The 19,445-nt window shown below is 46.1% G+C and carries 12 protein-coding genes; 3 read left to right on the plus strand and 9 right to left on the minus strand.

Annotation, left to right across the window (positions count from 1 at the left end):
• Window position 1: 1 nt before the first annotated feature.
• Window positions 2-1,525, minus strand: a complete 1,524-nt coding sequence (locus MSSIT_RS04105) for a WD40 repeat domain-containing protein (protein WP_048170251.1) — start codon at window positions 1,523-1,525, stop codon at window positions 2-4.
• Window positions 1,526-1,563: 38 nt separating this feature from the next.
• Window positions 1,564-2,157, minus strand: a complete 594-nt coding sequence (locus MSSIT_RS04110; protein WP_048170253.1) for a hypothetical protein — start codon at window positions 2,155-2,157, stop codon at window positions 1,564-1,566.
• Window positions 2,158-2,521: 364 nt separating this feature from the next.
• Here MSSIT_RS04110 and MSSIT_RS04115 point away from each other — a divergent pair, with 364 nt between their 5' ends.
• Both MSSIT_RS04115 and MSSIT_RS04120 read left to right on the plus strand, forming a co-directional pair.
• Window positions 2,522-4,279 carry an S-layer protein domain-containing protein gene (locus MSSIT_RS04115; RefSeq protein WP_048170255.1) on the plus strand — a complete coding sequence of 586 codons (1,758 nt, stop codon included), beginning with the start codon at window positions 2,522-2,524 and terminating at the stop codon, window positions 4,277-4,279.
• A 20-nt stretch (window positions 4,280-4,299) separates the two neighbouring features.
• The gene (locus MSSIT_RS04120; protein WP_048170257.1) at window positions 4,300-6,414 is read left to right on the plus strand and encodes a putative cobaltochelatase; all 2,115 of its coding nucleotides are present in this window, start codon (window positions 4,300-4,302) and stop codon (window positions 6,412-6,414) included.
• On the opposite strand, the gene MSSIT_RS04125 is transcribed toward MSSIT_RS04120, so the two are convergent.
• The 7 genes from MSSIT_RS04125 to MSSIT_RS04155 all read right to left on the minus strand — a co-directional run bounded on the left by MSSIT_RS04125 (window position 6,395) and on the right by MSSIT_RS04155 (window position 16,018).
• Window positions 6,395-7,420, minus strand: a complete 1,026-nt coding sequence (locus tag MSSIT_RS04125) for an ABC transporter ATP-binding protein (protein WP_048170258.1) — start codon at window positions 7,418-7,420, stop codon at window positions 6,395-6,397. The genes MSSIT_RS04120 and MSSIT_RS04125 overlap by 20 nt on opposite strands.
• Complete coding sequence (locus tag MSSIT_RS04130) at window positions 7,413-8,354, minus strand: ABC transporter ATP-binding protein (protein WP_048170261.1); 942 nt, start codon at window positions 8,352-8,354, stop codon at window positions 7,413-7,415. The genes MSSIT_RS04125 and MSSIT_RS04130 overlap by 8 nt, the downstream gene beginning before the upstream one ends.
• The gene (gene nikC, locus MSSIT_RS04135; RefSeq protein ID WP_231590409.1) at window positions 8,351-9,205 is read right to left on the minus strand and encodes a nickel transporter permease; all 855 of its coding nucleotides are present in this window, start codon (window positions 9,203-9,205) and stop codon (window positions 8,351-8,353) included. Before nikC ends, MSSIT_RS04130 begins: the two co-directional genes overlap by 4 nt.
• A gap of 113 nt (window positions 9,206-9,318) precedes the next feature.
• Window positions 9,319-10,230, minus strand: a complete 912-nt coding sequence (nikB, locus tag MSSIT_RS04140; RefSeq protein ID WP_331456179.1) for a nickel ABC transporter permease — start codon at window positions 10,228-10,230, stop codon at window positions 9,319-9,321.
• Window positions 10,231-10,256: 26 nt separating this feature from the next.
• The gene (locus MSSIT_RS04145) at window positions 10,257-10,544 is read right to left on the minus strand and encodes a hypothetical protein (RefSeq protein ID WP_048170267.1); all 288 of its coding nucleotides are present in this window, start codon (window positions 10,542-10,544) and stop codon (window positions 10,257-10,259) included.
• The gene (cobN, locus tag MSSIT_RS04150) at window positions 10,541-14,443 is read right to left on the minus strand and encodes a cobaltochelatase subunit CobN (protein WP_048170269.1); all 3,903 of its coding nucleotides are present in this window, start codon (window positions 14,441-14,443) and stop codon (window positions 10,541-10,543) included. Before cobN ends, MSSIT_RS04145 begins: the two co-directional genes overlap by 4 nt.
• A gap of 3 nt (window positions 14,444-14,446) precedes the next feature.
• Window positions 14,447-16,018, minus strand: coding sequence for an ABC transporter substrate-binding protein (locus MSSIT_RS04155; RefSeq protein ID WP_048170271.1), 1,572 nt, complete (start codon window positions 16,016-16,018; stop codon window positions 14,447-14,449).
• Between the two features lie 1,215 nt (window positions 16,019-17,233).
• Here MSSIT_RS04155 and MSSIT_RS04160 point away from each other — a divergent pair.
• The gene (locus MSSIT_RS04160; protein WP_052721506.1) at window positions 17,234-19,366 is read left to right on the plus strand and encodes an S-layer protein domain-containing protein; all 2,133 of its coding nucleotides are present in this window, start codon (window positions 17,234-17,236) and stop codon (window positions 19,364-19,366) included.
• The last annotated feature ends 79 nt before the right edge of the window (window positions 19,367-19,445 follow it).

Here is a 19,445-nt window from a genome sequence, read left to right on the forward strand (position 1 = left end):
CTCACCTGACAATTATTAACCTGTGTTTTCCGGTTACATCCCCACTTTCAAGTTGTAGGGGGACTTCCACTGCGGCTACGGTGCAGTCTGAAGAAATCGCAGCGTCCTCAATAACTCCTTCCGTTCTGAAGGTCCAGAGCAGTTTCGAATTTCCATTCCCGGATTTCTGGCTGTCAAAGACATAGACTCCATGCACCCGGGTGTCGCCTGCGGACGTATCCTTTCCGACTGGCAGGACAAAGTACCTCATATCCGGAGAAAAGAAGATCCCTGCACAGCGCCCCCCGAGGGGGTAAGTCCAGGACGTTTCTCCTTTTTCCGCATCACAGGATATGAGGGAATTTTCAAGGGGGTGTGCCATCGGGATATTATCGGGATAATATGCGGGGAGGGTGGCTCCCGTAAGGTAGAGTACTTCATTTTCGGTAGCGATTTTTGCATTTTCGCCATAAGTATAGATGGCACTCCCTTCAAGTTCCTCCGGAACTGTCACGTTGGACCGATATTCTTCGGAGTACCATTCGGATTCGCCGTCTCCGGGCTCTTTCATCTCCGAGTCATAAAAGAGGTATGTCCTCCCGTCCCCTGTATAGGCTGTTACCAGGGATCCGTCTTCCGAAACATCAAGCCCGTGCCAGATGGCCGCAGAAACAAAATAAGGCCTAAGAGAGGGAATTTCGTATTCCCAGCGGAGTTTTCCGCTTGCATCGACGGAGTAGACAATGGCATCCGATTCAAGAGAATTTGTCCAGTCCCCGGTTGAATATACGACATTTTTTCCGTCCCGGCTTGCATCAATCCAGTTTACGCTCCGGGCATAATTTTCTGCTGCCGGAAGTTTCCAGGAGAAGGTGCCATCGGGGCTGAACCCGTAAACCCTTGAAGCAAGCCCGTATTTGGAATCTTTCCAGTATCTGCCGGCTGCAACATACACGGCATCCTCGGCAGTTGTTATCTTATATATGCTGGGCTGGTATTTCGGATTGGAATCGGTCCCCAGGTCGTCTGCGGTCCCGTATGTCCGTATCTCCTCTCCTGTGCCTGCATCAAGGAAATATATGCGGCCTTCAGCACTCCTCTCTCCTGCGAGCAGGTAATTCCCGTCTTCCGAGAATTCGAGGTCCGAAATGTTTCCGGATATGGTCTTTGTCCAGAGCACGTTTTTTTCTGAAATGTCAATGATCGTAAGGTTCGAGCCTGTCCCTATAGCCACGGATTTTCCGTCCGGAGCAAAGCTTATGCAGTCCTGGGCGCTTGATCTTCCGACCAGGATGTCCTCGGGGGTTCCGGCTCCGAGTTCATACTCCCAGTAGAGGTAGGGGGAGGATTTTTCATAAGGAGTTATATTTGCATGGTCAGGTTCGCTGCCTGCACTTTTCCCCAGGGCTGCATTCTCTTCCCTGTTTCCATCAGCTTCATCTGAAGACGTATTAGCAGAAGATATTACATCGGAAGATATACATCCCGAACAAACCGAATAAATAATTAAAAAGATGAGTGCCAATAAAATAATGTTCTTTTTCATTTCCAGGTCCTCCGGTTTTCAGGCTCTTTTGATCTCTTTTATGATTGGGCGTATATCTTCAGGTCGGATATTTTCAAGACGTTCTTGCACAGGGTACTGTTGTCTCCGAGCCCTGCACGGATGCTTACTACCTTAATATTTTCAGCAGGGCCGCAGTACCTGGTGTAATCCTCAACAAGGTCTCTTTCAATAGAGCTCAGAGGGATCCCTGCTATCACAACGGAAGGAGAAAAGCGCCGCCTATTTTCCTGATCCCTGTAATACTCCCCTTCAGATTGCGGGTTCGTGCTCCCTGCAGCAACATAATAGATTGACTTATGGTCGCTGAATGTGACCTTTAACCAGAGGCTGAAGTTGTCCAGGTCTTCACCGTTCCAGTTCCATGAAATTTTTCCCGGAGACAGGCTTACGTTTTTATTCCATACACCTCCCCCGGTCAGGGAGGGGTTTTGAGTATCCAGGTAAAGTTCGTTGCCTGTGCAGCTGAGAAAATCGCCTTCAAGGTTGCAGTCGTCTTCGAAATTTCCCTCGTAGCCTATCTTCTCGGAATCCGTTGTTTGAAAATACAGTATTGTCAGAGCTGCAAAAAGCAGGAACATGAATCCCAACACTACTTTTCTTCCAGGAAGCATAAAAAATAATCATAGTCTGGGTGTTAATAAACATTTCGAAATAATTTTATATTTTACAAATATAGTTGTACTTTTTTATAAGTTATGGCTACTTATTCGAACGAATTTTTACATTTATGTTTCAAAAATCAGTCTCTTAATTTTCATTGTAATCTTTCGGAAATCCAATTATTAAATCAGTTGAGTCTATTTTTTCAGCATTGATATCTTCAGTATAAACTTTATTACAGGGATTGAATAATCTGGAATGGCAGTAATTTATCTCGTTTTAATGCTCTTTTCTGAGGCTATTTTGAGCCTCAATCTCCTTTGAATAATAGAAAAAACGAAAGGGTTATTTAGTTTTATAATTGTCTCAATTCTTATGACTATTGTTGGTACTAAATCCTGTACTTTACAAGTATCAAGCCTTCTTTTTTTCATATTCGTAATTTCATGTATTATTGTGCCTGCAGAAGGTGCTATTGAACAGCGCGGACAGATCATAAGTATTGCGGCAGGAGACCATCACGTTCTCAATGCGGAAAATTGTCCCGGATTTTATTATTCGACAAGTTCCGGGACATACTACGAGTCCTTGGAACTTACTTTTTCGGAGGACGGGTTTATTGAAACCGGGGATGCAATCTATACTTCCGGAATCAGCTACGGTTCAACTGCGTTTTTCGGAAAGAAATACAAGGTCCTTGAGGATGGGTTGCTCAGTGAAAGCATGGTGAGCTATGGAAGCCGGGATCTTCAGAAGGGGAACGATTTTGATCTCGGGAACGGGTATAAACTGGTGCTTCAGGGGATAAATGGGGATTATGCTCTGCTCGAGTTTCAGAAAAACTCTGTCCCGGTTACAACGGAATCCGTAGAACAGGGCTCAAAATTTAGCTTCAAAACCCGGATAGACGGTACGGAATATGTGATCCTTGAAGGGACTCTGGATAAAGTTCTTGATAGCAAGGACCCCGTTGTGCGCCTTAAAAGCGTAAACCGGTATTCGGATACCCCTCTTAAGCTTGAAGTCGGGGATGAATTCGGCAAGTTCGAAGTCACTGCTATTACGAGCAAAGAGATCGAGCTGAAAAACAGCGTGCCTATCAGGCTGCAGTTAGGGGATTACTCAACCATCCTTGACAACCTGATAGATTTCCAGGTTGCTGATAATGTTTACAGGGTATGTTCTTACAATATGACCGAAGATACAATCAAATCGTACAAGGTCAGGGGTACATCCATGGCTGTAAACCGCTCGGATTCCTCTCCTGACTCCTGTAGCTGGACTGCTGACTCTTTTGGTATGCTTTTTTATGACCCTGAGTACGATCTCAGTACGGAAAACCTTAGCCTCTCCCTTGATGCCGGAAGCGACTGGATTCCGGAAGGGGGTCTGGTTTACGAGTCCCTGCCTTTTAATATGACATATAAAAACCCGGAAATGGGGGATTACGGGGAAGACTGGTTTAATGAAGGATATTCCGTGCTTGGCTGGAACGGTGAAGAATATGCGTATCTCGGAAGTGACAGGGGAATTGTAAATATCCTTCTGGACGAAGATGAAAAACTCCTCTATCCGGATGAAGAATATGACCTGAAAGAAGGGTATACCCTGAAGGTTACCGACCTTGATTCGGATAATGCCTGCCTGACTGTTTCAAGGAACAACCTTCCGGTTTATTCGAGCATAATCTCTCCAGGCAAGTCGGCGGATCTGGGCACTCATACCCTCCTTTACAAAGAGAAATTAAATGGGGTTGAAGTGCCTATCTTTTCGGCATATGTTGACAGTGTCATCGAGGGAGAAGAGCTCTCTGCTGTAAGCCTGAAGTATCTTCTGCATTTCTCTGACAGCCCGCTGGAAATGAGTTGCGGGGATGAGGTCGGAGAGCTTACTGTTGTTGAGGCTTACCCGAAACTCAGGCTTGAAAATAAGCATGAGGTCTGGGCAGGGTCAGACATCAATGTATTCGAAGAGCTCTGGATCGGAAGGTTTGAAAAGACGAGCTCCGGGAACCTCTACGTGACCTTTTACCCTTACATGAATAAAGTCGAAAATGTGGGGTCCATTCTTCCTTCAACCACTTCCGTGTCCGTACCTGTTATGAGTCTCGAAGAATACCTGATCGGAATCTGAAAACTTCTTGAGGTCAAACCATGAAGAACCACAACATTATAAACTACCCTTTTACCGCTATAGTCGGGCAGGAAAATATGAAAAAAGCCCTGGTCTTAAATCTCATCAACCCTAAAGTGGGAGGAGTCCTGATCAGGGGGGAAAAAGGCACTGCCAAATCGACAGCCGTCCGGGCGCTTGCCAGCCTCCTGCCTGAAATCGAGGTGGTTGAGGGCTGCAAATTCAAATGTGACCCGGGCCATACAAACGAGTTTTGTGAGGAGTGCCTTGGAAAACTAAATTCAGGGGCCCTGAGAATTTCTCAGGTAAAAATGAAAGTTGTGGACCTGCCTGTGAGTGCTACCGAAGACCGGGTTGTAGGGACCCTTGATATCGAATATGCCATCAAAACCGGGGAAAAGCGGTTTGAACCCGGAGTGCTGGCAATGGCTCACAGGGGCATCCTGTATGTGGATGAGATAAACCTCCTCGACGATCACCTTGTAGATGTGCTCCTGGACTCTGCAGCAATGGGGGTAAACACTATTGAAAGGGAGGGGATTTCTTTTACTCATCCCGCAAATTTTGTGCTTGTAGGCACCATGAATCCGGAAGAAGGGGAACTGCGGCCCCAGTTGCTGGACCGTTTCGGGCTCTGTGTGGATATAAAGGGTATCAATGACCTGTCCCGGAGAGTTGAACTCGTAAAATACAGGCTAAGTTATGAGGCAGACCCTGAGGCTTTTGCAGCAAAATGGAAAGCTGCCGAAACCGAGCTTTGCGGGCAGATCCTCAATGCAAAGAAATTACTTTCCGAGGTCCGGATTTCCGATGATATGCTTGAGCTGATAAGCCAGATCTGTATTGATATGGGAGTGGACGGGCACAGGGCAGACCTCACCATGATGAAGACCTCAATTACGCTTGCAGCTTTTTACGGAAGAACCGAAGTGACCGAGGATGATGTCCGGGAGGCCGCAGAGCTTACTCTTTCTCACCGCATGCGCAGAAAGCCTTTTGATAATCAGCCCGAAAACCAGGATAAACTGGACGAAAGTATTGAGAAACACAAAGAAAAGCAGAAGGAAAAAAAGAAGGAAAAGCCTGAAAACCGGGATGAAAAACCGAAAAACGAGGAAGAAAAAGAGAAGAAAAAAGAAAAACACGAGCATCAAAATAAGGAGCAGCACGAAAGTCCGGACCAGCAGCAGAGACAGGCCGAAGGGAGTCCCCCTGAAGAGTCTGAAGCCCAAAATACAGAGCATCCGGATGCTTCTTCGGAAACGACTTTTGAAATAGGGGAAATCTACCAGGTAAAACAATTATCTCCCGAATTTCGCAGGGAAGCGCGAAACGGTTCGGGCAGGCGCAGCAAGACCCTGACCCGATCCAGAAAAGGCCGGTATATAAAAAGTTCAATTCCTCATGAAAAGACCACGGATCTTGCTTTTGATGCTACCCTGAGGGCTGCTGCCCCCTTCCAGCTTACGCGGGAGAAAAACGGCAATTCCGTGGCAATTCATGAGTCTGATTTCAGGGAAAAAATCCGGGAGAAAAAGATCGGAAACCTTGTGCTTTTTGTGGTTGATGCAAGCGGTTCCATGGGAGCCCGGCAGCGCATGGTTGCGTCCAAAGGAGCAGTCCTTTCAATGCTTATGGACGCTTACCAGAAACGCGATAAAGTGGGGCTTATCGCTTTTAAAGGAGAAAGTGCCGAACTGCTGCTGCCTCCCACTTCCAGTGTAGAACTGGCTCAAAAGTATCTGCAGGAAATGCCTACAGGTGGAAAAACCCCTCTTTCCCGGGGTCTTGCGAAAGGCTACGAGGTCATAAAAAACGAACTTCGACGCGATCCCGATACCTGCCCCTTTATGGTCCTGATCTCTGACGGCAGGGCGAACGTCAGTATGAACGGAGAATCTCCTCTTCAGGAAACAAAAACAATAGCCTCTTTGTTCCGGGATCAGGGCATACAGTCTGCCGTAATCGACACGGAAAGTAGCATGATAAAATTCGGGCTTGCTCAGGAAATTTCGAGTGCTCTTGGAGCCAAATATCTGGCCCTGGAAGATTTAAAAGCAGATTCAATAGTTGATGCCGTTCGAGTTTCAGCTCCGTTTGATTTTAAGCCGGAATTCAGTAGCTCTTCGATGTGAGTTTTTGGGAATTTCCATGACTATGCATTTTTGCAGGAAAAGTTTGGCTCTTTAAAACCCCGGATATCTCATCAGCTCTATGGCAGGCTACTTTGTGCCCTTCTCCGATCAGCATAGGTTCTTCAATTTTGCATATCTCTTTTTTGTACTGGCATCTGGTGTGGAATCTACATCCTGAGGGTGGGTTTATGGGATTTGGGATCTCTCCTTGAAGGATAATTTTCTCCCTTTTCACTTCGGGGTCAGCAACAGGTATTGCAGACAATAAGGCCTTTGTATAGGGGTGTTTTGCCTCCCTGAATATTTCATCCGTTTTTCCGATCTCTACCAGTTTTCCAAGGTACATGACAGCTACCCTGTCGGTAATATGTTTTATCACTTCCAGGTCGTGGGAGATGAATAAGCATGTCAGGCCAAATTTCTTATTTACATCTCTGAGCAGGTTCAGTATCTGTGCCTGCACATTCACGTCTAGGGACGAAGTCGGCTCGTCAGCTACGATAAATTCGGGGTTGATCGCCAGGATCCTTGCGATCACGGCTCGCTGGTTCTGCCCTCCGCTCAGTTCATGGGGATACCGGTTCAGGTGTTCGGGATTCAGTCCCACCATCTCTATCAGTTCCATGGTTTTTTCATCTCTTTTTTCTCGGCTTACTGTATTATACAGTTTAAGAGGTTCCGATATGGCTTCCCCGATAATCATTCTAGGATTCAGGGCTGCGTAGGGATTCTGAAATATAATCTGCAGCCTTGGCCTGAGTTTTTTAAGTTCTTTTTTATCCAGTTCAAACAAATCTATATTGTCAAATTTCACTTTTCCGGAACTGGGTTCGATAAGCCCCGCAATTAGCCTGCCTACAGTTGTTTTCCCGCACCCGCTTTCTCCTACAAGTCCGAAAGTTTCCCCTTTTTCAATTAGGAAATCGATTCCGTCAACGGCTTTTACGTGCTTTTTGCAAAACAGGCCTGATGAAAAGTGCTTTTTTAAGCCGTTAACCTCAATCATGCAAAAAGCACCTCACATAGTGTTTTTCCCCTACTTTCAGCATATCCGGTTTTTCTTTTTCACACCGGCTGCTTGCATGGGGACATCTCGGATGGAACTTGCAGCCAGCCGGGAGGTTTATCATACTCGGGCATGTACCGGGCATGGGTTTTAACCCCCTGTTCGGAAGGGAATCAAAAAATCCACGGGTGTAGGGGTGTCCGGGGTTTTTGAACAGGTCTATTACCCCGGCATATTCTATGATCTCCCCTGCATACATCACGGCGATGGAATCGCACAGCTCGGAAGCAACTCCAAGGTCGTGTGTGATCAGGAGCATTGAGGCTCCCGACTGCTCCAGCACTTCCTTTAGCAATTCAACGATCTGGGCCTGGATTGTAACGTCGAGCCCTGTGGTGGGCTCATCGGCGATGATAAGGGAGGGGGTGCAGGCCAATCCCATTGCAATCATTGCTCTTTGCCTCATTCCTCCGCTGAACTCATGGGGATACTCTGCTGCCCTCTCGGAAGGTGAGGGTATTTTTACGGCTTTTAACAGCTCGATGACCCTTTGTTTTGCAGCCTGATTTTTCATGTGCCGGTGCATTTTTACGGGTTCGGCAAGCTGCGTTCCCACAGTGAGCACAGGGTTCAGGGAAGAAAGAGAATTCTGAAAGATCATGCTTATTTCTTTTCCCCTTATCTTTCGCATTTGAGCCTTGCTGAGCCGGATCAGGTCGGTTCCCCTGTAAAGGACCTGCCCCTCCACTTTTGTATTTTCAGAAAGCAAACGCAGTATCGATAACCCCAGCATGGTTTTTCCGCATCCGGTCTCTCCTATTATTCCGAGGGTTTCCCCTTCTTCAAGATTCAGGTCAATACCGTTTACTGCCCTGACCACGCCGTCTTCGGTATAAAAATAGGTTCTCAGGTCCCGTATGCTCAATAATGTCATTTCTTTAACTCCTTCTGCGGTCGGGGGTCCAGGGCATCTCTCAGCCCGTCGCCCAGGAAATTGAATGCCATGACTGCTGTAGTAATAGCTATGCCGGGAAAGATCGTCAGGAAGGGGGCAGTTCGCATGAAAGTCCTTCCGTTGTTCAGCATGGATCCCCAATCAGGGATCGGAGGTTGCGCTCCCAGCCCCAGAAAACTCAGGCTGGACGCTGCCAGGATAATAAACCCTATGTCAAGTGTAGCCAGCACAAGCACAGGGGTTATCACATTTGGCAGGATGTGTCGGGTCATTATATACAGGTCGCTGCAGCCGAGGGATTTTGCAGACTCTACGAACTCCTTTTCTTTTACAGCCATTACCGAGCTGCGGACAACCCTGGCAAAACCGGTCCAGGACACCAGGGCCAGGGCAAGCATCACATTGAACAGGCCGGGTCCGAGGGTACCTGCGACTGCCATAGCCAGTATAATCCCCGGAAATGCCAGGACGATATCCACAAATCTCATAATCAGTTCGTCCAGAGCCCCTCCGAAGTACCCGGAAATCAAACCCAGCGTCACTCCGATAACTGCTATTATTCCAACCACAGTCATGCTCACCTGCAGGGAGACTCTGGCGCCGTATATGATCCTGCTCAGCACACACCTGCCGAGGTCATCGGTTCCCATGGGATATTCTTTGCAGGGAGAGAGGAAACGCTTTCCAAAGTTTGGCTCTACCGGGTCATGGGGAACAATCCAGGGTGCAAAGACTGCGAGAAATAAGAGGAAGGTGATCATTGCAAGGCCGACCATTGCAATTTTATTCTTCTTTAGCCGCTGGAAGGCCAACTTTTTAGTTGATTTCAAATTACTGGCCTCGTTCCTGTGTTTTTTGATTTTTTTGAGTTCCGGATTTTTTAAATATGGGCCATCGAGTGCATGGTTTCAGGTTTTGTCACTTTCAGGCTTGTTTACTCTGTTTATCTACTCTCCTCGTACCGTATCCTCGGGTCCAGGCAGGTATATGATATGTCCACAAAAAGATTGACGAGAACGAATATGACTGCCACAAACAACACGCCACCCTGGATCATTGCAAAATCGCGCGAATATATCGAATCCACAAGGAGTTTTCCTATCCCCGGCCAGGCAAAGATCGTTTCAACTATAACCGACCCTTCAAGGACCCTGCCGAATTGGATGCCTATAACTGTTATGACCGGAATAAGGGCATTTTTCAGGGCATGTTTTACGGTAATGAGTTTTTCTGTCAACCCTTTCGCTCTTGCGGTCCTTATATAATCCTGCCTGAGCGCATCAAGCATATTCGAGCGTGTAAACCTTGTAAGGACGGCTGCCATCCCGGTCCCGAGCGTCAGGGCAGGAAGTATCATATGCTCAAAACTCCCGGACCCATAAACCGGAAACCAGCCAAGGTGTAAGGCAAAGAGGTGGATAAGCAGTAAAGCAAACCAGAAACTCGGCATGGACACGCCGACCATTGCCCCCATCATGCTAAGATTGTCAAATAGAGAATACTGCTTGCTCGCAGTGATAATTCCGAGCGGGATTGCTATTATCAGGGCTACAAACATGCTGGCAAGTGCAAGCTTAAGCGTCGCCGGGAACCTGTTCAAAATCTCTGATAAGACCGGCTCCCCGTTTATCAGGCTGCAGCCCAGGTCCCCCTGGAGTAAGTGCTGCAGCCACTTGATATACTGAATATGGACCGGGGCATCCAGGCCTTCTTCTACCCTTATCCGTTCGATATTTTCCGGGGTCAGGCTCTCTGCCCCTTGCCGGGCGAGGGCAATCATCTCGGCCGGGTCTCCGGGTGTAAGATGCATTATCAAAAAAGTCAGCATTGTCACACCAAGAATAACGATGAACATCAGAACTATTCTTTTCAAAATGAATTTCAGCATCCTATCACTTCAGCGAATAAATCCTGAAAAGCGCCTGAGAGCAGAAAAACCGGAAATGCAATAAGCCCCGTAATTAATCGGAAGCCGTGCATGTCATCCGTTTTTGAAGCGAATCTCAGGTCTATCCCGACAAAGGTGGCCGAAATCAGGACCATAAATACCAGGGATGACAGCAGTCCGGAAAATCCTTTTACCTCAAATTCTATCAGGGGCGCTACTATCCGGATTGCCAAACCCGGGATAAGAGCGGTTATCGTTTTCTCACCTCGCTCGACGCTCATATCCTTTCATTTGCGTTCACTTTCACGATACTGGTTACCCCGCCCTGGAATTCCCCTTCGATATCGCTCATTTTTTCTTCCATCCGGCTCTCTATTTCCAGGTATTTTTCTTTGAGCTTTTCGAGAGTTTCGGGGTTTGCATTCCAAAGCTTGCGGTGTTCAGCTTCGAGAAGTCTCCTTGCCAGGCTTTCGAGGGCATAGAGGTTGTTTTCCTCAAACCATTTTCTCATTTCGTCGTCGAGGACAAAGGTCTCGGCGATTTCGTCAAAGACCCAGTCCCCAACGAGCTTTGTTGTAGCCTGCCAGCCGTACATATGGTAGACCCTGTCCGAGATAACCGTAGCTCCCTTGTACCCGTGGCGTTTCTTCCCTTCAATCCATTTAGGGTTCAGAAGCCTTGTTCTTGCAACCCGTTCAAGTTCGTCCTTCATATCTCTTATCCGGGGTCTTTCAGGGTCGTGGGTATCTGCAAAATATAAGTCCACATTGTTTTTGGAGAGTGTCCTGGCAGCTACGGTAAACCCGCCGTGGCTGCCGTAGATGTGGCAGCACTCCAGGATGTCGTATTCATCCGAATCCCATTTGTCATAGGTGACCGTGATCCGTTTCAGGTTTGATTCCAGCTCATTCCGGGCAGCCTGCCCGTAGACCCCCTTTCCATACGCATAACCGCAGAATTTTGTGAATATGCTTGCCAGGTCTTCATCGGTTTCCCAGGCCGAAGCGGCAACTGCCGTATTTACCCCGTAGTCATAGGTTCCAGGTTGCGTGGTGAAGACCCTCAGGGTAGCAAGCCTTTCAGGGCTGAGTTTTGTATCCGTTCCCTCTGCTTCAAGCTCTTTCATCCTCTCAAGGGCATGCTTTTTGACAAAGTTCATTTCCTCGGGCTCGTCCAGGAAAGCAACCATACTTACGGCTTCATCCACGAGCTCAAATGCCCTGGGCATCCCGTCTCTGAGCATGCTTGAGAGCTGTATGGTACAGTCAATCCTGGGCCGTTTAAGCTCGTTTAGGGGAATTACTTTTAAGCCTTTGACCCTTGACCCGTCCCATTCCACACGTACCCCGAGGGTATAAAGGATCTGAGAGAGCAGTTCCCCGTCTGCCCTGAAGGTATCAAAGAACCTGAAAACAAAACCCACATTTTCCGGGTAGCCCTCGTTTTCATGCAGGTACTTGCGGAAGAAGTTCTCTGCCAGTTTCACACCCACTTTCCAGGCGGCAGGGGTCGGGATTTTCCAGGGGTCAATGGCATAGAAATTCCTGCCCGTTGGCAAAATTTCTATTTTACCGCGAGCAAGGGCTCCAGAGGCGCCTGCTTCCACATGTTCGGCGTTAAACCCGCGCAGGAGATTGTTGACCTCATCCGGGGTCCGGTTGATTTCCGGGAGAAGGTCTTCTGCCAGCCTGACCGATTTGACAATCTTTTCAAGACCGGGGGAATGGAACTCGAGGCTCTGCCCTGTAGCGACAGACATTTCCCACTTTGATATCTCAAAAATTTCTTCATCGGAAATTAAGTCTCTTTCAAGGACTCCTGTCATAATTCCCCTGGCAATCTCCGTGCAGGTGTCAAGAAGTTTGCTCCCTGTCATGCCGAATTCCCGGATGAACGCAGTGTGGTCGTCCAGTATGCTGTCATAGTCAAGCCCTATGGCTTCCAGGATTCCCCTCCTTATAGACGGGGCATTCCCCTGGTCAAACCTCAGGATTGAAACGAGCATGTCAACCAGGGCTTCTCCTTCCGGAGCCTGCCCCAGGATGTGGAGTCCGTCCCGTATCATGGTTTCCCTGACCATGTCCATCTGGTCGTGCAGGTATTCCATATAGTCTTCAAAAGTTTCGAAATCACTGATCGACCTGGGGAAATTGGCTGCTGCAGCTTTTTCCGCGATTATTTCCTGCAGTACTCTTGCCCTCCCGAGGTCTTTTGTTAGCATTGCCCTTTTATATTCCTCAAGGGGTTCTTCCAGTTCTTCCAGCACCCCATAGGTTTCTGCAGCAGCCATCACGGGGTGGAGGTGGTCCACAATTACCGCGAGCCCTCTCCTTTTGGCGACGGACCCTTCCATGGGGTTGCTTGAAACGTATATGTACAGGTGGGGCATGCTCCCCACACATATCTGGGAGAAGCAGGATGACGACTGGGCTACCGTTTTCCCTGGAAGGAGTTCGATATTCCCGTGCGTGCCCACGTGAACCATGACGTCGGCTCCAAACTCCTTTTCTATCCATTTGTAGTAGGCAAGGTACTGGTGCGGGGGAGTGATGTCCGGGTCATGCAGGATCTTGCAAACGGTCCCGTCACACCGGGCTCCTGCGCATCCCCTCTTGGGCTGCAGCCCGATAAAGACATTTCCGAGATCAAGGCCCGGGATTGTGATACTGTTCTCATGGAGGGCAAGACTCAGCTTATCTACCCTTTCGAGCTTTTCAATACCCTGTTCAAAGGGGTTGCCCCAGCCTTCAAAGACTTTATTTCTTGCATCCTCGGGGAGTTCATAGAGCCACTCTTTATATGTCTCAAGGGGAACAAAGCCAGCAGCTCCTCCATGCTTGATTATTTCGCTCAGGGGGGTCCACCGGAATTCGCTTATGGCTTTTTTCTCAAGTATTGTATCGATAAGCTCTTTTCCATTTTCAGGGACCCAGTTGAGAAAATATCCTTCCTCTTTGAGCCTTTTCAGAATAATTGAGACGCTTTCCAGGGTGTCGAGCCCAAACCCCGCTCCTACTGTCGCCTCCACTCCGCTCTTGCAGGGGGAATTGTGTAAGATTATTGCGACCTTTTTTTCGGAATTTGGTTTTCTCCCGAGTTCGATCCATTTCCCTACCCTGCGAATAAGGAAATCTATCTGGTCATTAATGGGTACGGGGTCCTGAACCTCTGTTCCGGTCACAGAGTCTAGCTTTTTTTCGGCGGTGCCTATTATGATCGGTTCTGCAAGCCCGTCAAATTCGGGTAGTGCAACACTGATTATAATCTGGGGGATGCTAAGCCCTTCCGGGTTTGCTTTCCATTCTTCGGGGGTCTGGGAAGAATGAATCATTTTCAGGCATGGGACATTTAGTTCCTTGAGGATGTTTGTTTTTTCCTGGCCTATGCTTCTGCCCTTCCCGCCCTTGAGGTTGAGAAAAAATGCGGCATAAATGACCGCTGCATCAACAAGGACTTTTCCGCCCTTCATAAAGTATTTCCTGATGATCTCGTCCGAGCTTCCTCCGGGAGACCATTTGTCCTGGATGGCGGCAATCACCCCAAAGTTTTTTTCTTCCAGTTTTCGGATAAGGGCGTCAAAGACTCCCAGGGAGTCCTCCATATAGTAAAGGTTGGGGAAAAGAAGCCCTACGGTCTTGAACATGCTTTTCCCGTTTTCCGAATACCATTCAAGGTAACTTTCAAGGTCTGTGAAAATCTCTCCTGCGTCCGGGTGGTATATGCCCGAAGAGGGGACCTCAACAGGAGGATTTACCTCGTGATTGTTTTTCCCGGCCAACTTTCCGGCATAAAGAAGCAGATTCTCTATATTTTCCGGGCCACCATAATTCTGGTAATTCCAGAAGACCTTCAAATGCCGGGGGGAGACCGTGCCAAGGGCAGCGCACATTGGGGAGAGGGGAATGATAGGTTTTGATGTGCGCTTTTTTAACTCTTCCATATCCGCAAAAACCCCTTCGTAATCAGGGGGGAAACTGATCAGGATCGCATCGGCTTCCTTTTCAAACCATTCCATTAGGGCCTGAGGCACCCCGGGGGGAGCATCCTCATCGAGAAAGTTTTCAAACCTTGCAGTGACCTCAAATCCCTTTTTATTCAGGTTTTCAATCGCACTGCTGTATGTTTTAAGCATCAGGCCCCGGCTTGGGCCGTAAACTGCTAATACCCCTCCGATTTTCATGTTTCACTCCTCGCTGAAGTACGCTTTTTTGAAGGGGATGAATCCGTCAAAACCGTGTCTTAACTCAAAATTCTTGAATTCTTTCTTTGCAGTGCCTACTTTCACAGGGTGCATCAGGAAAGCACAGACACACTCGTCCATGATTACCTCCTGCATCTGGTCGTAGAGAGCTTCCCTCTGCTCGGGATCCACGGTGCTCAGGGATCTGAAATAGAGTCCGTCAAAGGTTTCATTGTTCATGATAGGGTACGTACCCTTCGAGCAGAAGAACATGAACAGGTAGGGGTAGGGGTCAGTTTCTCTCTTTCCGTAGTTGGGGATCGTAGCCATGTCAAAGTCTTTTTCCTTTAATGCAGTCTGGTAAGCTCCGCTTTCAAGTACTCTTATGTTAACTTTTATTCCTATTTTTGAAAGCTGGGCCTGAATTACCTCTGTCATGGCTCTGTAATAGGGCCTGGTATTCGCATCAATAAGGTTTATTTCGAAGGGTTTTCCGTCTTTTTCTACAATCCCGTCTCCGTCCTGATCTTCCCATCCCGCTTCTTTTAGGAGTTCGGCGGCTGTTTCAGGGTCATAGGCGTATCCCTCGATTTCGGTATTCGTCCAGGGGATAGAATCATCATAACCTATAGGGCCTACGGCCGGAATGCCATATCCTTCAAGGACGGAATCAACCAGTTCCTGCCTGTCAATTCCATAGTTTACAGCTTCTCTTATTTTCTTGTCACTGAAATATTCACTTTCCACGTTGAACCCGATTATGTCAATCTGGGCATCGGGCCTTGTATATATTTCAAATCTCGGGTCTTCCCCAAGCCTCTTAACGTCTGATAGTCCTATTCCGGAGATGTCTGCCCCGATAACATCCAGTTCTCCTGCTTCGAATGCTATAACCTGGGTGCTTGCATCCGGAATCGCTTTAACGATCACTTTCTGGATTTTTGGGGCTCCTCCCCAGTAATCGGGATTTGCCCTAAGGGTGATTTCCTCTCTGGAATAGTTTTCAAGAATAAATGCACCTGTGCCGATTGCTTCCTTAAACTCTCCATCACTGTCATAGCAATTGGGACAGACGATCCAGGCCGCAGCGACTTCATCAAGGAAGGGCCCAAAGGGTTTGCCCAGAGTGACATTCAGGGTGTAATTATCTATTACTTCTATGGATTCCACTGTAAGACTGTACCTGCTGGCAGAATCTCCAAAGGATTTATTAAGGGAGTAACTCGCGGTATATGCGTCAAAGGGAGTTCCATCGTGGAATTTCACTCCCTCGAGCAGGTGGAGTATCCATGTTTTACCGTCTTCGGTCCTTTCCACTGAAGACGCAAGGGCCGGATGAATGCCTTCCCTATCCGAAACCAGTAAAGTATCAAAAATTAATGGACGAGTATGCCACGAGGTTGAAGTGCCGAGAAGAGGATCCAGAAACAGTTCCCGGTCTCCCACCGGAACTGTCACTTCCTGTTTCAGATCTGTTGTTTCTTCTTTAATACCGGTATTTTTCGCACTTTGAGAAATACATCCTGAGAAGATTATTGAAATTGTAAGTAAGACCGTGATAATTTTTAATTTCATCTTTTCGTCTCCGAAGCATCATACCGTGTTTTTAATCCAATCCTTCCAGTTTGGCATGAAAATTAGCTAAGTACCCTGAATTTTTGCGAGTTAGGTGACTTTTTTCTTAAACCGGTGCTCTTTTCCTCATTTCGCACTTTTTTTATTTTTTATTTCAAATTCCCTCACAAATATTGTTACTAAAAAAGTTTTTTCGCTTTCTGCCACATGGTTTCCTGTTATTTTTGATGGTTTACGGACTTTGATATACGAAATACGCTTTCAGCTTATCAGTTCTATTTTTTTTATTTTATATCTCAAAATCCATATTTCCTTTTCTTAAAATGTACTATCGCAATTTTACTTATAAATCTGCCGATTTTTGTATTAATTTATGCTAATTATTTGATATAATATCTGATAAATTATTATTATTTTCAAATATCATGTTAATAAATTCTTTTCATTCTTTGTAGTTTGGTCGTGCACCTTTACGTGTTTGATATTTTTGAAAAAAGCAGGTCTGACTCTGACTCCGAATACCCTGAATTCTGCCCTGCCCGAGTTTAGCCAGCAGAGTTGCGGCTCTGCAGTACGCTGTCTGTTTCGCTCCGCTCAAGCAGACTACTTTATAAATTAGGGACGGGTGCTTCACTCAGCCGAACTAAATTAAGATTTCTTCCCATACAACCTTGTTCGCTATACCGTGTCGTTCTTTTCCCGCTAGACGCAGGAGAGCGGTCTTTTCCAAGAAGAAAAAATAGAAGAAATAGAGGACGTAAATATGAATGAAAACAACATGCTAGCAAGTAAAAACTTCAGAGACGCTTTTGAGTAATAAATAGAATCAAAAAGGTCAAAGTGGCAATTTCAGTCTTTTTCCTGTTCATTTTTGTCATCTTTCTGAAATGTAATTACGGAATGGATTCAGGAGATTCTAGAGTTCTACTCTTGTGGATCTTTTTTCTGCCATTAATTCAGGTGAATTCTCAGATGTCTTATTTTTTTCTTAATTTTAACATTTGTTTTTAATTTTTAGAACGTATTTTTTCTTATTTGGTTATTAATAATAAGATATGTATTATTTATTTCCTGTATTTTATGTATTATTTAGTGTTACAAATCGACATATTTATATGACTACACTCTCAATTATGTGTTACTTTTTCCAGTTGAATTCTTCTTTGAGTTCAAAGATGCACAATCTAAATTCCTGTGTTGTATCGAGGTCTATTTATGAAAAGAAAATTTCATCTTCTTTCAGTTACGATAATTCTTACAGCGGCTCTTGTATCGATTGTTTATGTAAGTTCGGCAGCTTGGTTTGCCTATGAAGCCCGTGGCCCGATTATTAATTCCAGTAATAATTGTGAATATCTCTGCTGGGGCGGTTCAAACTGGGGTCCTCTTTATTGGGAAATTAATAATGAAGCGTCATACACCGAGTTCCTCTATTATGAAAACATAGGAGACAGCAGCAATCCTCCGATAGGCGGTAAGAATTGCATTATAGATGAAGGTGAACTCATCTATTCTACGGCTCCCTACTCTAAAGCCTATAAAGCAAGCAGTAAAGGGGGTAGTACAGAGGTTGACAGTTACTGCCGGATTCCCTGGATGTGTAAAAAATATGTAGCTGTTGGAGGAGATGCCCGGAAGATCACACCTATCGTTATTGAGCAGGGTTCAAGTGCTGAAAAAATTACTAAAGTTGGGGAGTCCTGGGACCTTGGGAAAAACTACAGTTTAATGTGTAACCAGGTTGATACCGATGGAGGGAAGGTCTGGCTTTCCCTTTACAAAAACGGAGTTGAACTCGAATCTGATATTCTTGATTCGGAATCAGCTGATTCGAGGACTTTTGTGGCAAAAGACAGTTTTGCTGATATGGACGATGCTGTTTACTTTGTAACTTATGCGGATACTGTTTTCAGCAGTGCCACTGATAATTTTGTAAGGCTTAAATACACCTGGCTAATTGATAAAGACGATGTCAACATTATTAAGCTGGACGATAAATTCGGAGGGATGGAATGTACCGAAGCTTCCGAAAACTTGATCAAATTGTCAAATGCAAATAGAATGGAACTCAAGATCGATGGAGATACGTTCTTCACAGATGATATGTACATTAAAACTTCTGCCCTGATGCCAAGATCGGGTGCAATTTCCAAAGTGAGATATTATCTCTATGCTTCGAAAATATACACTACTCCCGATGAAACTTATGAGCTTCGGGGAAACACTTATAATACCAGCTCCGGTACCTCTATTCTCTGGAATAATTCCCTGTGGAGTGCGTTTTATTTCGACATTAAAGACCCTGAGACTTCATTGAAATACTCCGAGAATCTCTACTATCAAAATATAGAGGGCTCCGAATATCCTGCAATAAATAATACTTCTCCCGGCAGTAACGTGATAGACGAAGGTGAACTTGTCTATTCTACTAGCCCTTATGAAAAAACATACCGGGTAAAATTAGATCACTATTTTGAGGTCCAGAAGGTTGACAATTATCCGGTTGTTTACTGGCTGGGTAACCTTTATGTGGCTATCGGCGGAGATGCTCGGAAGATCACCCCTGTTGTCGTTGAACAGTATTATGAACAGGAAAAAGTCCTTAAGGTTGGAGAGTCCTGGGATCTCGGCAAGAATTATAGCCTTATCTGTAACCAGTTCGATGAAGATGGGGGCAAGGTCTGGCTTTCTCTCTACAAAGACGAAGTGGAACTTGGTTCTGAAGTCCTTAATGTCAGTACAAATGATGCTGATGACCGTATTTTTGTGGAAACAGCTGACTTTGCAGATAAAAAAGATGTTATTTACTTTGTCACTTATGTGGATAAAGCTTTCAAGAGTGAATCGGATACCTTTGTAAAACTTATGGCTACCTTACTTCTCGACAAAGACACTGTAATAACTATTGAGATTGATGACAAATTTGGTGAAATGAAATGTGTCGAAGCTTCTGAAAATTCAATCAAACTGGCTAATGAGGATCCCATAACTCTTGAACTGGATGACGATACTTACTTTACGGATGACATGTACTTTACGACATCTAAAGCCCATGAGGATGGAGGATTTTCCATATATCCTGCCAAAGAGGTTACGGTTAGCTCTGGCTACGGTAACTTTGGAGACTCCGAAACGAATGAGGAGATTCTGGTGCAGGATTCGGCTGATAGCCCAAAAACAGTTGAAGTTGATCTTGCTTCTCAGCACAACGATACGGCCCAGGAAACTGTAGAGAATGAATCCGCAGGACAGACGAATGATGCTGTAAAATCTCCTGGATTCGGAGTCTTATCTTTAATTCCGGGACTTTTTACGGTTTTATTGCTTTCAAGAAAAAGCGATTTTTAAGCATCTCAGGTTAGGGAGCTTTTCCAGGTGCTCCTTTTATTACTTTTTTTCTAATAGATAGGTTCCAAAATTTGTTTTT

Origin of the sequence: Methanosarcina siciliae T4/M, assembly GCF_000970085.1 — an archaeon.
Classification (GTDB): domain Archaea; phylum Halobacteriota; class Methanosarcinia; order Methanosarcinales; family Methanosarcinaceae; genus Methanosarcina; species Methanosarcina siciliae.